Below are 14142 nucleotides of genomic sequence, written 5' to 3' on the forward strand. Positions count from 1 at the left end.
CTAGTACTTTGTAGTCAAAAAAACTCTTATTACTTTTTATTTTTCTTTCAACCCTAATAAATCAACAGCAACTGTGGTTAAAAAATATATAGCAACAGCACTAGTAATTGTATCGGTAGTTTCTTGTTCCAAAAAGAAAGAAAACACCTTGTTTACCCAAATTTCTTCCAATCAATCTGGGGTAACCTTCAATAATAAAATCGTAGAAACCGATAGCTTTAATATTTTAACCAGCGAGTACATTTTTAATGGTGGTGGTGTTGCCGTGGGTGATTTTAATAACGATGACCAACCCGATCTTTTCTTTACAGGTAACCAAGTCACCAATAAATTATACCTCAATCAGGGCAATTTCAAGTTTAAAGACGTTACCGATGCAGCTGGAGTTGCTGCCAGCGATCAATGGAAAACAGGGACGGCTGTAATTGATATCAACAACGATGGCTTATTGGATATTTATGTTTGTACCGCCATGTACGAATCAGATGAAGAAAAGGCAAACATTCTCTTTGTAAACCAAGGAGTGGATGCGGATGGCATTCCTGTTTTTAAAGAAATGGCAAAAGAATATGGCATCGCGGGCAACTACAACAGTATGAACGCAGCCTTCTTGGACTACAACAAGGATGGTTTAATGGATTTATATGTGCTTAACAATGTGGATATTCATGTGTTGCCATCCAATTACAGGGATAAAATTTTAGATGGATCGTCAAAAAGTAACGACCGTTTATACAGAAATAATGGTGACAATACCTTCACCGACGTGACCATGGAAGCCGGTATTACCATTGAAGGATATGGATTAGGTATTGCCATTTCAGATTTAAATTATGATGGTTGGCCCGATATTTACGTCAGCAACGATTATTTGAGCAACGATATTCTCTACATCAATAATGGTGATGGTACGTTTACTGATAAAATTAGCGACTACGTAAAGCACCAGAGCAAATTCTCCATGGGGAACGATATTTCAGATTTCAATAACGATGGGTATTTGGATATCGTCACCCTCGATATGTTGGGAGAAACCAACAATCGATTAAAAACTACCGTAAAAGCTACCAAGTATAATGATTATTATATGAACGAGAGGTTCGATTATGATTATCAATATATGAGAAATATGCTCCAAATGGGACAAGGGCCCGATGTGCCCTATAGTGAAATAGGTATGATGGCGGGTATTTCCAAGACCGACTGGAGCTGGTCACCACTTTTTGTGGATGCCGATAACGATGGGCAAAAGGACCTGTTGATCACCAATGGTTTTCCTCGCGATATCACAGACCTTGATTTTGGAGAATTTAACTTTAATGTGCAACGATACTTGAGTACCGCACAAATATTGGATTCCATCCCTGTTGTGAAAATTCCAAATTATGCATACAAAAATGAAGGTAATGGACAGTTTAAAGATGTTGGTGAAGCGTGGGGCTTAAGTATCCCCTCATTCTCGAACGGTGCTGTATTTGCCGATTTGGATGGGGATGGTGACTTGGATTATGTGGTAAGCAATATCAATGATGAGGCTTTCCTATTTAGAAATAACCTGGAATCCGACACCAGAACCAATAAAAATTACCTGCAATTAGATTTGGAAGGTCCCGAAACCAATAGGGCAGGTCTGGGCACCAAAGTAGCCGTTCGATTTGAGGATGGAAGTTTTCAATATTACGAGCACCAGTTAAACCGTGGCTATTTATCAACCGTACAAAGTGTGGCGCATTTTGGAATCGGCGATAAAAAGAACATCGAATCCATTGAGGTGTTATGGCCCGATGGAAAATACCAAGCGTTCAATAATATTGAAGGCAATCAAACACTTCAGGTGAATTATGCCGATGCGAGTAAGGTTGCGGGCAATGCGTTGGCCTTTCCATTAGCTCCAAAGAAAACGGACCCTATATATAAAGAAATAGCGGACGAAGTTGGAATAAGTTTTGTCCACAAAGAAACAGATAAAGCCGATTTTTATGTACAGCCCACCTTACCGCACAAACTATCCCAAAATGGTCCACGTCTGGCCAAGGGAGATATTAATGGAGATGGTTTTGAGGATTTTATTATTGGAAGCTCATCGGGCTACTCACCAATAATTTATTGGCAAAATGCCGATGGAATGTTTACCAGCACATCCTTATTTGAAGATGAGGGGAGTAAAATGTTTGAGGAGACCAGTATTTCGCTTTTCGATTTGGACAACGATGGAGATTTGGATATTTATATGGTTTCTGGTAGTAACGAATTTGATTTGGATTCACCATACTACCAAGATTATTTGATGATCAATGAAGGAAACAAGAAATTCACCAAATCAACTGATAGACTGCCCAAAATAAGTTCTAGTGGTTCGGTGGTAGAGGCCGAAGATTTTGACGGAGATGGTTTTGTAGATCTATTTGTTGGAGGACGAACCCCTTTCTCCCAGTTTCCGAAGCCCGATAATTGCTACCTGTTAAAAAATGAAAACGGAACCCTTGTTGATGTGACCGATGAGTACAGCCCAGCCCTAAGGACCCCGGGAATGGTGACCGATGTAAAATGGGCGGATTTGGACAATGACAACTTAAAAGATCTTATTTTGGTCGGGGAGTTTATGCCCGTTACCGTGTTTCTCAATAAAAAGGATTCGTTCCAAGCAGTTGCCGAATCGGGAATACAACAGCTATCTGGTTGGTGGGAATGCGTTTTGGCGCAAGATTTTGATAACGATGGCGATATAGATTTGCTTGCAGGTAACCTGGGAACCAATAATTTTTACCAACCTTCACAGGACAGACCAGTAACTATGTTGGCCAAGGATTTTGATGATAATGGTGCAATAGACCCAGTGTTGTTCGCCTATTTTAAAGGGGATTTTGAAAATGGAACCTATGCGCCTTATCCTGTAAATTATTGGGGGGATTTGATGGCCCAAAGTCCAATGTTCAGAAAGAAGTTCAATTATTTCCGTGAATTTGCCAAGACCACCAAAAGTGAGCTTTTCACCCCAGAAGAGCTTGAAGGTGCTGTTGAATTAATGGCAAATCATGACCAAACCAGCTATTTCCAAAATGACGGAAAGGGCAACTTTAGTATGGCAGACTTGCCTTGGCAAACACAAATGGCCCCAATAAAATGCATGATTACTTCCAATCCCAACGGTGGACAAAACACCAGTATTTTTATGATAGGTAACGATTATGGCAACGAAGCATTCATTGGACGGTACGATGCCTTTAACGGTGGTGTTTTGGTTGGTGACGGCCAAGGTGGTTTCGAATTTAAAGATGCCCAAGAAAGCGGATTTAAGGTTACGGGAGATGGGAAAGACATGATTTTGGTGGAACGAGCAGGTGGAGGAAACCCATTTATTGTGGTTTCACAAAATAGGAACAAGCTATTGGTTTATACAAAAAGCTAGTTAAAACTATTTTAAAGGATCTCCTTTATTGGATCAGGGTGTTTTCTAAAACCAGTATATCTGTTGATGAACTCCATTTTGTAGCCAATTCTTCAGGTATTGGACTGAAATTATAGGTGAAGGCACTTAATATAATGTCCAAATCACCATCGGAATCCACATCGGCGGATGCAATTAAAAACCATTTGTCGTCATATTCTTGCGGCAATGTTTTTGATTGAAACTGAAATTCTGCCTCCCCTATATTTTCCAAATACACAAAGGTCTTTACGAATTCCTCATCATAATTGGGAAAAGAGGAGACAAGGGCAATATCTATGTCGCCATCTTGATCGTAATCTCCAGAAGCGCTTCTTGTAGCTCCGTACATAGGATAAAAAAATGCTTCTTCAAACCTGTTGTTCCCATCGTTAAGATGAATGCGCATGCCGTGGTAGGGTTTTAATATTTGGGTTTTGTCGGCATTATCACCATGGACGGTAATAATGTCTTCATCACCATCACCATCAACATCGGTCATTTCAAACCAGCTGGTGCCATAAATTGGACTAAACCGAAGCAACTTGTCCATGGAAAAGGTCAGGTTCTCTTGTTGATATAGTACCATCAAAGTTTCGTCGCCCTGTGCCTGTAAAAATACAATGTCGTCCTTATCATCATTATTTAAATCTCTAATAATGGATTTAGTGGCACCGGGGCTTTGTGCCAAAAGGCTTTTTTCATAAATACCTTGGTCATTTTTTTTCAATAGACTCAGCGAACCGGTCAAATGACCAAACTCACAAACAATTATTTCATTTTCCCCATCATGATTAAAGTCATGAACCAAAGTGTGGACCGGCCGGTGCAGTTCGGTAGCTATGGTCTTGGTGGATTCCCCTTGCCTTACCGTTAAAGAGCCCTCCTTCAGTTCGGAAGGATTCAATAGTCCGACCGATGTAATATAGCTGGTCGAATCTAGGTTTGTGATTGCGGTTATTGCATTGCGCGACTGAAAGTGTTGTTGTGTTTTTTGTGTGGCATAATCATAAGTCTTGTACGAACCGTTCAAATCTCCCAATACAATATTTTTGGTTTGCTCATCAAAATCCAAAAAGGAAATCGTTGACCCCGGAACACTGTCTATTGCAATATTTTTAAAAGTAAACTGCTCCAACGTCTGGTAAGTTGCTTCCTCAATTTTGGGTAATTCATCGGGAGCATTAGCAATGATATATTTCTTTAAATCTTGCCAATCTTCCTCTGTTATTGTGGGTACTGCACTATATGCTCCTGATAACATGCGTTCATACTGTTCCGCATGGGTGTAGCCCTTATAGGGGTCAAATGTTGAATCTTTTATGCCCATTCGGGTTCCCATTTCGGGCAATACATTCAACGCCCATTCATTTTTGGTCAAATGGTCGATTTTAGGTAGGGTATGACAACGGGCACAATGGGTGGCGTAAAGTTGTTCTCCTTGGTCTTGTCTTATTTTTGCACAAGAAACTATTAATAAGCAAAGCAGGATACTAGATATTCTCATTAATTAGGACTGGGTTACTTTATGGATACCTATTAAAGTAGGTGAAAATATATAAAAGCACCTAAAAAGACTCTCCAATTCTAAAATAAATGCCCCAATCGTCTTTACCCAAGGCACCATCCAAGCCGATATTGAAATTATCTTCTTTAAAAATGGTGTATCGGTATCCCATACCGATGCCCGGGTACAGTTTACCATTGAATTCTTCATTGGTGGATCCAAATATGGTGGCAGCCCCTAAAAATCCTACGATGCCCATATTATTATTAAAATTGAGTCGGTATTCCCCTTGAAGGGCAAAAATCCCATCCCCCCGATATTTTCCATCAGAGTAACCACGAATATCTTTTCCACCAATAACCACTTGTCGCTCAAAATTTAAGGCACCTAATCCAAATTTGGCATGCCCGCGAAATGCAAGAATATTATTGTTGTTGGGGAAATCCATATACTTGTTGTAACTCACCGAAATTAAGTTGATATCCTCATCATTGCCCAAGGCTGTTGGAAATGAGTTCCATTTGATGTTGGTAAGTGAGCCTTTTGTGGGGTAATAAATTTGATTTCGCTTATCAATGGATGATTGCACCAAAAATCCCAGGTAATTGCTCTTATCGGGCTCTTCAGTGTCCTCAAATGCTGTAGAGGCAATATTGTAGGTAAAACCTAGACCTCCGTACCATTGCTTTTTGATTCTTCTCAAGACACTTAAATTTATGATGGTAATATTGGAGGCGTAATCTGTAAAACCGGGCTGTTCCACTTCGGAAACATATACTTGGGCTCGTTGGGTCCCATTCATTAAATAAAATGTAATCCGCCAATCATCCTCATGTAAAAACCAACGGTGGAATGTTCCTACCAAATAAGAATCGTTTGTTGTGTACAATCCCATGACACCCGACATGGATTTTGGAGAAATGGTGTCCTTTTCGGTTAACCGGTACATCATGGAGCCTACAATTCCCATCTGAAGTTCCAAAGTCCTGCTATAATTGATATAAGGAAAAACTTTTGCGGTAATCTTTTTTTCTTCATCTGTTTTGTTTTTTTGCCCATAAATCGGTTGACTGAACAAAAAACTGCAGCAAATCAAACTAAGGATGCCCAATCGCGAGCAGATAAGGATATTTTTGGTTTGACAGCCCATAAAACCTAGTTTAATTTAATAAAGACGCCCCCTGATAAAGCGCCTATTATAGTAGTGGTTCCAACATTTACACCAGTAGTGGGACCTCCTGGACCTACACCAACATACAAACCGCCCCATTCCACAGGAAAGAACAAATGGCCTTGGAGCACAATTCCAAAACGAGGGGTAAGTAACATTTTAACACCACCTTTTGCGGAAAATGCAAACTTTGTGGACGAACTTAGGTCACGGGAAGTCAAGTCACGATTTTCGTTGGATGGACTCAAAATGGCCAATCCCAATCCACCACCTAAAAAAGGTTTTATATCGTCGTTGCCAAAATATTTAAGGCCGCTTACTTGAATTAAATCCACGACCATATCGGATAATCGTTCCTCACCGTTGGTGTAATTAATGTCTCTGACCAGCAGTTCACTTCCCATTCTTGTATACGAAATCTCAGCTCCAACATATCCCATGTCGTAACCCACAGTAATATGGTACTGGTCACTGTCATTAATTTTAAGATAGTTTCTACCGTAATTGAGTTTGGTGCCAAATTGATAACCGTAACTGGCAGATACTTCTATGCTTTGGGCATTACTTTGTGTTAACCCTATAAATAGGAAGAGAATTGTTGCTAAGAAAAAAATGGACTGTTTCATATAATTTTTTTTGAGGTTCAAGATTCGGCCCCCCGGCAAAATAGATAAACTTGTTGGTGAAAGAATTAGCATTTGGGGACATGGTTGGGGGATTTGTTTAAATGTTCTTTTCAGTTTTTTTGCTGAATAATTTGATGTCCAGTCCTAGCAGAAATCTCCAGCGAGTCAAGATCAATTCAGCATTACCCGTATTATTTTCAAGATTCAAATCCAATGGACTATTAAAATTTGATTTACCATGGGAATAAATGGCGCCTATGGTGAATCCGATACTTGCAATTGAGGTTCGCGTTCCCAGTCCAAAATGATAATAGTCCGTATTAAAGGAAGTTCGACGTTGCTCCTCATCGATCAAATCAAATAGGGAAGCACTGGAATCAAATGGTGAAAAATCCGTTGAAAAACTGCCGTAAGCACTAAATATGTCCGAGAAGTTATGTTGATAACCAATACCATAATTAAAAACAGAACGAAATTCCTCAGTAAATGAACCATTCCGTAATAAATCCGGTGTTTGGATCAGTGTATAGGGTTTTAATCTTTTGTTCCAGCTTATTTTTGTGTGTATTCTTCCATTTTTTAATGGAATTCCTGCCCCAAATTGAAAACCGATGGGACGTTTTCGTTTGGCTTTTAAATCTTGCAGGTCCATGGAAGTGAACAATCCGCTGGTTTCGGTATTCCCACTGACCAATTTTTCCTCGGCGATTCGTCCCTTTCCTTTAATTTGGAAGTAGGGAAGGTCAATATTGAGACCGAGTTCAATGGATTCGTCAACATAGCAAATCCCAATTTTGGAGAAAAAACCGGAAGAGGTCTGTTCCAAAAGCACCTCCCTTTGATACACTCCCAAAAGATCATCATCGCCTACATAAATGTAACGTGCCGTGGATGATTCCGTTTTTTTATAGGTGGAAAAGAAAACCGATGCTCCTACTGCCCATTTATCTGTAAGACTTCTGGCCCAAGAGGCACCGTACCATTCTTCATCCGTTTTATTGTCGAGGCCAATTTTTCCGGATTCGAATTCTCCGTTGGTAAATTCATCGATTTCTCCAGTTTCATAGGCAAATGAAAAATCGTTGTTGCTTTTAGTCAATGCGGAATAGGCAAAAATATCTTTTTCCATTCCTTTAATGCTAAACACCCCTGACAACATTCGTGGAATGGACCCAAAGTTATTGTCTTTAAGTTCATTGTTTAAACCTAAAAGATTGTTCAGCTTTACGGTTTGTAATTGATACACCTTTGCATTGATGGCCAAAACAGGGGTGCTCAGGGTCACCAAACGGGCAGGGTTATAATATGTAGCACCTAGGTCGCTAACGCTACCAGTTACATTCCCGTTTAGTAGAATGGACTGGTTTCCGAAATTTTCATAATTGTAATTCTGTTGTGCAACCAATTGGTCTACACAAACTGTTGCCAACAATATGGTAGCATAAAGCAAACAGATATTTTTCCGAATACGGCCCAAAACATTGGAAGTATTTATTCCATTGCTTGTACGCTGTTGGCAACCAATAATCCAGCAAGTTCGATACTGTATTTTTCAATGGTCTTGTCGATGTCTACAGGGTCAACAATTCTAAATTGCCCTACCCATTGTAAATTATCAGCGTCCGAATTGTCCAAGGAATAAAGGGCACTTTCAAAAAAGTATTTAGTACCGGTTTCCACATAAGAGGAATTCCAATTATAGGAAGGGTAATAGGAATAATAAGCGCCAAAACGCCTATATCTTGGCCCAGGATAATATACTGCGCTAGATGGGGTTTGCGTTACAAACTGTTGGGAATCTACCATGTGTGTCACTACAGCACCATCATAGCCATCGGCTACCAATCTGTCTTTTAAACCATTCATATCCTCTTCACTTTGCAATGGCTTCGCATCAAAATATGGGATATTGTACGAAGCGGTTGCATCCACTCCTCTCTCATAAAGTTGTGCGACCAAGCGGTCCTCGAACGACCTTCTTGAAATCTCACTATTGGATTTGGCGATTACAACGATATTATTGTATTCTTTTTTTACGTTGCTATAGTTTTTGGACTTTGTTAGATAACCGCTGCTACAGCCATAAAATCCCAAAAGACCTAAGCCAAGGAAGAACAGGAAAATTTTTTTGATTGAAAATTTTGCTGATGAGGTTTTTAATTGCTTCATGATGTTGATATTACAAATAACTTTATCGGATTGTATTCTTTTACCAAAAAGGATAAAATCGCTTTTGGTCTAACTCTAAATCATCTTTTAGGGGGAAGAATTTCGAGCCAAAATGGCTCGAAAAAGTAAAGATCAAAGAGTTGAAAGAATTTCCATTTTGGAACTCAGTAATGTTACTACAAGTTAATCAAAAAAGAGGGATAATCATTTTGAGACCGATAATATTTTAATCTTGAAATTGCATGGAAGGGTAAACTATCTAGAAATCAAGGCGTAGTGTGTTTTTGAGTTTTTTAATTTCTTGATGAACATGAACAAAATCATGGATTGCTACTAAAAGGATCCGTAAATTAGACATATGACTGAAGATCAGCTTCATATCACCAAATCAACAGGGGAGAAGGTTCATTTCTCTATGCAAAAGTTGAAGAAATCCCTTCAATATAGTGGAGCGAGCGAAGCCATGGTCAATGAAATTTTGGAACGTGTACAAGAAGAACTGTATCAGGGAATCAGTACTCGCGAAATCCATAACCGGGCCTTTGCCCTTTTAAAAAAGAAAAAATCCGTTTACGCCTCCAAATACAAACTCAAAAAGGCCATTTACGAGCTTGGGCCCACCGGTTTTCCTTTTGAACGCTTCGTGGCGGGTGTTTTGCATTTTTCGGGCTATGAAGTTCAAGTGGGACAAATGGTTCAGGGCACTTGCGTATCCCATGAGATTGATGTGTTGGCCAGTAAAAATGGCACCCTACACGTTATCGAATGTAAATTTCATGGCGACCAGAGTTTAAAATGTGATGTTAAGGTCCCCCTTTATATTAATTCCAGGTATTTGGACGTAAAAGATGTACTGCTCCATGAAAGTCAGGACACCCAAGGGTGGGTGGTGACCAATACCCGTTTTACAGGCGACGCCTTGCTATACGGAAAATGTGCAGGATTATACCTGTTAAGTTGGGATTTCCCTTTGGAAAATGGATTGAAAGATAGAATTGACCGATTGGGATTATATCCGATTACCGTTTCCTTGTTATTATCCAAACGAGAAAAGAAATTTTTGTTGGACAAGGGTTTGGTGCTCTTCAGAAATTTAGAGAGGCATCATAGGCTGTTGGATGAGATAGGGGTGTCCAAAGGTCGAAAGGACCGGATTTTAAAAGAGATGAGGTCGTTGTGCAAAAGTTAAAGGTCATGCAAAAGCTACAAATACATTTTTTGGGTGGTTCGGGAACGGTTACAGGTTCTAAATTTTATCTGCATACCGATGAGATAAAAATTTTGGTGGATTGTGGCTTTTTTCAGGGCGCAAAGGAACTTCGAAAACGGAATTGGGATTCTTTGCCCATAAAAGTTTCAGAGATAGATGCGGTCTTGTTGACACATGGTCATTTAGATCATTGCGGGTATCTGCCGCTTTTGGTGAAGCAAGGTTTTCGGGGAAAAATTTTGGGAACAGCCCCAAGTTTGGAAATAGCGCGAATTATTTTGGAGGACAGCGCCAAAATTCAAGAGGAAGAAGCCGAAAGGGCCAATACGGAAGGCTATAGCAAACATCATCCGGCCTTACCACTTTACACCCACAAAGATGTGGACTTCTGTCTACGTTTTTTTGAATCCATAGAAGAAGGGGAAATCAATTCCCTCTCCGAAAACTGTACCGCAACTTTTCATTACAATGGGCATATTATTGGGTCCACCTATATCGAGATCAATCTGTTTGGAAAAGTGTTTGTTTTTTCTGGTGATATTGGTAGACAAGAGGACGAATTGCTAAGACCTCCCAAACAACCCGAATGGGCCGATTATTTGTTTGTTGAAAGTACCTATGGTGATAGACTACATCCCGAAGAAGATGTAGCAGCCATTTTGGACGGATTGGTGGACAGGGCCATCCAGGAAAGCGGGATTTTGATCATCCCATCATTTGCCGTGGAACGACTTCAGTCCCTTATGTATCAATTGTGGAAATTGTACAAACGGAACACCATTCCCAATATTCCCATTGTTGTGGATAGCCCTATGGGTATTAATGTATTGAAGGTGTTTGAACATTTTCCTGAATGGCACAAACTGCCGCCTACAGAATACCGCAATATGCAAAGCCGTATAAATTTGGTGGGTTCTTATTCAGAAACTTGGGAAACCATAGACGATCCCCGACCTAAAATTGTGATTGCGGGCAGTGGAATGGTCACAGGCGGCAGGGTGTTAACGTATATTCAACAGTTGGGAGATTTAGAATCAACAGCCATTCTTTTGGTGGGGTACCAAGCTGAAGAAACCCGTGGAAGAAAATTGCTCGATGGGGTTTCAGAATTAAAAATATTTGGAAAAATCATTCCCATAAAAGCTAAAATTTATCATTTGGAAAGCCTTTCTGCCCACGCGGACCAAAAAGAACTATTGGAATGGATGGGGAGCATAAAAAATATTCCTGAAAAGGTGTTTTTGATTCATGGCGAACCATCAGCCATGGAGTCATATCAACAAAAAATAGAAGAGAAATTTGGATGGAACTGCCATATTCCCCAACTCAACGAGGTAGTGGAGATTTGGTTGTAAGGAATTGATGTTCAAATATTGATAAGTGACCAAAGTCATGATTATTGTCTGATTATCATGGTACTTTTGGTATGATAAGGTGTAAAAGAAATAGATTATGGTACGAGTTATATTGCCCACCGATTTTTCAGAGAATGCATACAATGCCATTACCTATGCGGTAAAGCTTTTGGAGCATTCCACAGCAGTATTTTTTGTGATGCATGCCTATACACCACCCATATATCGAATGGATTATACCTTTGGCAGTCCAGGGCAATTTGGATTGCCCGATGATCAACGCTATCAAGTAGAGGAGGAATTGGATAAGACCAGAAAACGGATTGAATCCGAATTTCCGAATCCCAAACATACGTTCTTCACCCATGCGGCATTCAATGCCTTGGGCGATGAAATTGAATCTATGTCCAGACTTGAGAATGTGGATTTTTTAGTGATGGGCACGCAAGGAGCCACAGGGGCCAAAGAAATACTTTTTGGTTCCAATACCGTTCGAACCATCGATAAATTAAGTATTCCTGTATTGGCCGTTCCGTCCCACTACACCTATGGAACGCCACACAATATGTTGTTCCCGACCGATTATGAAGTGGATTATAACAAAGCCCAACTTCCTTTTTTGCTTACGATATCCAAACTTTGGCATTCTAAACTGCATATTTTACATGTCGCGCATCCGGATGGATTGACTGAGGAGCAATCCGACAACAAAACCTTTTTGGAAGGAAAACTGTTGGAAAGAAATACCGAGTTTTACGATTTTCCCGATCAAGAAGTGGTCACTGCTATCAACAATTTTCTAAAGGACAATACCGTGGAAATGTTGGTGATGGTGAAAAATAAACATTCCCTTATCGAGAAACTTTTTGTGGAACCGGTCATTAAGAACATCGGTTTTCATAGTGAAATTCCCTTTTTGGTCCTCCCGTATAACCTCTAATCAAATTTGCCATGTTACAAGTTTTAGTACCTACCGATTTTTCAAACAATTCGTACAATGCCTTGTTCTATGTGGCCAAATTGTTGAAAGATGAAAAATGCCTGATCCATTTGATCCATGTTTGCGATACCCATCACGATTCAAAAACGGAAGAGCTCAAGGAAACTTCCAATAACCAACTAGAGGCCTTGGCGCACCGTTTGATTTTGGATGTGGGAGCCAATAGCAAGCACACCATAGTAAAAACATCATTGTGTTCCAATATGCGTAAGGGTGTTGCCACTTATGCCAAAGACCATCAAGTGGATTTAATGGTGATTGGGAATAAGGGAAAAGAGGACATGACCAACATTTTGTTCGGTAATAATGCCATGCAATTGGTTCGTGAGGTAGACCAATGCCCAATTTTGATTGTACCACATGAAATTGATTTTAAACCGGTGGACAAAATAGCCTTCGCCTCAAGTTACGTGCATCCCATTTCAAACCCTAATATTGAAACGCTTCAATATTTTTCTAAAAAAATGAATGCTACGGTTGTGCCCATGAGCATAGAAGAGGGAAAAGAAGCACCGGGAAAACAGAAAAACAAGACGATTTTTTTTGATGGAATTTCCAAAAACAGGTCCAAAGAAGTGGTTTTGCCCGTTTTACAGGATAAGGTAAAGACCATTTTGGAATTTGTACAGCTTTGGAATATTGGCATTTTAAGCATGGTGTACTATCCCCATCATTTCTTTTTGGAATTTATCGGCAATGGAATGGTCAAAGAACTGAACACCAAATTAAAGGTTCCTTTTTTAATCCTACCAAAGGGGTAAACCTGACAAAAATCATGGTTTAAATTCGTAACTTGTGGTACATTCCATGAAAAGGCCAATGTCATGGATAAGAGAGTTTTACTACCGTCGGATTATTCAGAAAATGCGCTGAATGCCATTAGGTACGCCATGGATCTTTTTCAACATGTGCGTTGTGATTTTTATATCCTGCACGTTTTTCAGGCATCTGGTTATACTTTGGAAAGTATGAGGGTCCCTGAAGCAGGTGAACCTTATTTTGAAGCTGCCAAATTGAAGGCAGAACAAGGAATGGACAAGTTGATGGGAATGATCAAGCTTCATCCACAAAACGATAAGCACAGGTTTCATACCATCATTACCTTTAATAGCTTGACCGAAGCGGTCAGGAATCTGATCGACCAGAAAGATATCGACCTTATTGTGATGGGCACTAAAGGAGTTGCCGAATCCAAAGCTCGGATTTTTGGCACCCATACCGTTCATATAATGGAACACATAAAAGATTGTCCGGTAATTGCAGTGCCAAACTATTATAAGTTCGAGCCGCCCAAGGAGATTGTTTTTCCAACCGATTTTAAAACAGCCTTCAAGGAAAATGAAATAAACCATCTGAAAGAGATTGCCCATTTATATGAGGCAAAGATCAATATACTTTATGTAACCAAAGGGGACCGGCCAATACTCAAAACAAAACAAGAGGGCAATAAACAATTATTACAAGATATTTTGCAGGGTGTGGATTATGAATTCCATTTTACGCCTGCTAGCGATGTGGCCAAAGGGATAGAAAACTTTTTAATCGATAACGGAGGAGATATGGTGGTTTTCATCAATAGAAAACACCTGTTTTTCGGAAGTATTTTATCGAACCCCTTGGTGAAGGAAATTGGGTACGATCCACAGGTGCCCATTTTGGAATTAAATGATAATTGAT

Annotated in this window: 11 protein-coding genes; 6 read left to right on the forward strand and 5 right to left on the reverse strand. The window is 39.8% G+C overall.

The features are described 5' to 3' along the window. The first annotated feature begins 73 nt into the window (after window positions 1–73). Window positions 74–3409, forward strand: coding sequence for a VCBS repeat-containing protein (locus tag ABT310_RS12055; RefSeq protein WP_375324135.1), 3336 nt, complete (start codon window positions 74–76; stop codon window positions 3407–3409). A gap of 25 nt (window positions 3410–3434) precedes the next feature. On the opposite strand, the gene ABT310_RS12060 is transcribed toward ABT310_RS12055, so the two are convergent. The 5 genes from ABT310_RS12060 to ABT310_RS12080 form a co-directional block, all read right to left on the reverse strand. Beyond that, entirely contained in the window at window positions 3435–4934 is a 1500-nt protein-coding gene (locus tag ABT310_RS12060; protein WP_375324136.1) for an FG-GAP repeat domain-containing protein, read from the reverse strand. Between the two features lie 61 nt (window positions 4935–4995). Next, window positions 4996–6084 carry a BamA/TamA family outer membrane protein gene (locus ABT310_RS12065; RefSeq protein ID WP_375324137.1) on the reverse strand — a complete coding sequence of 363 codons (1089 nt, stop codon included), beginning with the start codon at window positions 6082–6084 and terminating at the stop codon, window positions 4996–4998. Window positions 6085–6089: 5 nt separating this feature from the next. Then, window positions 6090–6731, reverse strand: a complete 642-nt coding sequence (locus tag ABT310_RS12070; protein ID WP_375324138.1) for a hypothetical protein — start codon at window positions 6729–6731, stop codon at window positions 6090–6092. A gap of 97 nt (window positions 6732–6828) precedes the next feature. After that, window positions 6829–8160 carry a hypothetical protein gene (locus tag ABT310_RS12075; RefSeq protein WP_375324139.1) on the reverse strand — a complete coding sequence of 444 codons (1332 nt, stop codon included), beginning with the start codon at window positions 8158–8160 and terminating at the stop codon, window positions 6829–6831. 62 nt (window positions 8161–8222) lie between these two features. Continuing rightward, window positions 8223–8900 carry a hypothetical protein gene (locus ABT310_RS12080; RefSeq protein WP_375324140.1) on the reverse strand — a complete coding sequence of 226 codons (678 nt, stop codon included), beginning with the start codon at window positions 8898–8900 and terminating at the stop codon, window positions 8223–8225. A 358-nt stretch (window positions 8901–9258) separates the two neighbouring features. Here ABT310_RS12080 and ABT310_RS12085 point away from each other — a divergent pair, with 358 nt between their 5' ends. From ABT310_RS12085 to ABT310_RS12105, 5 genes are all read left to right on the forward strand, one after another. Continuing rightward, entirely contained in the window at window positions 9259–10089 is an 831-nt protein-coding gene (locus ABT310_RS12085; RefSeq protein ID WP_375324141.1) for an ATP cone domain-containing protein, read from the forward strand. A gap of 5 nt (window positions 10090–10094) precedes the next feature. Next, a complete protein-coding gene (locus ABT310_RS12090) occupies window positions 10095–11465 on the forward strand; it encodes an MBL fold metallo-hydrolase RNA specificity domain-containing protein (RefSeq protein ID WP_375324142.1) in 1371 nt (456 codons plus the stop codon). Between the two features lie 97 nt (window positions 11466–11562). Further along, on the forward strand, window positions 11563–12405 hold the full coding sequence (locus ABT310_RS12095) for a universal stress protein (protein WP_375324143.1): 843 nt from the start codon (window positions 11563–11565) through the stop codon (window positions 12403–12405). 11 nt (window positions 12406–12416) lie between these two features. Beyond that, window positions 12417–13226 carry a universal stress protein gene (locus ABT310_RS12100; RefSeq protein WP_375324144.1) on the forward strand — a complete coding sequence of 270 codons (810 nt, stop codon included), beginning with the start codon at window positions 12417–12419 and terminating at the stop codon, window positions 13224–13226. 63 nt (window positions 13227–13289) lie between these two features. Continuing rightward, window positions 13290–14141: a universal stress protein gene (locus ABT310_RS12105; RefSeq protein ID WP_375324145.1), complete on the forward strand. Its 852-nt coding sequence runs from the start codon at window positions 13290–13292 to the stop codon at window positions 14139–14141. Window position 14142: the final 1 nt, after the last annotated feature.

The organism is Flagellimonas cixiensis (assembly GCF_042134615.1).
Classification (GTDB): Bacteria; Bacteroidota; Bacteroidia; order Flavobacteriales; family Flavobacteriaceae; genus Flagellimonas; species Flagellimonas cixiensis.

Bases quoted from the DNA above. Each gene is read 5' to 3' on its own strand.
- ABT310_RS12060 (WP_375324136.1), bottom strand. From the start codon at position 4,934: ATGAGAATATCTAGTATCCTGCTTTGCTTATTAATAGTTTCTTGTGCA.
- ABT310_RS12065 (WP_375324137.1), bottom strand. From the start codon at position 6,084: ATGGGCTGTCAAACCAAAAATATCCTTATCTGCTCGCGATTGGGCATC.
- ABT310_RS12070 (WP_375324138.1), bottom strand. From the start codon at position 6,731: ATGAAACAGTCCATTTTTTTCTTAGCAACAATTCTCTTCCTATTTATA.
- ABT310_RS12080 (WP_375324140.1), bottom strand. From the start codon at position 8,900: ATGAAGCAATTAAAAACCTCATCAGCAAAATTTTCAATCAAAAAAATT.
- ABT310_RS12085 (WP_375324141.1), top strand. From the start codon at position 9,259: ATGACTGAAGATCAGCTTCATATCACCAAATCAACAGGGGAGAAGGTT.
- ABT310_RS12090 (WP_375324142.1), top strand. From the start codon at position 10,095: ATGCAAAAGCTACAAATACATTTTTTGGGTGGTTCGGGAACGGTTACA.
- ABT310_RS12095 (WP_375324143.1), top strand. From the start codon at position 11,563: ATGGTACGAGTTATATTGCCCACCGATTTTTCAGAGAATGCATACAAT.
- ABT310_RS12100 (WP_375324144.1), top strand. From the start codon at position 12,417: ATGTTACAAGTTTTAGTACCTACCGATTTTTCAAACAATTCGTACAAT.
- ABT310_RS12105 (WP_375324145.1), top strand. From the start codon at position 13,290: ATGGATAAGAGAGTTTTACTACCGTCGGATTATTCAGAAAATGCGCTG.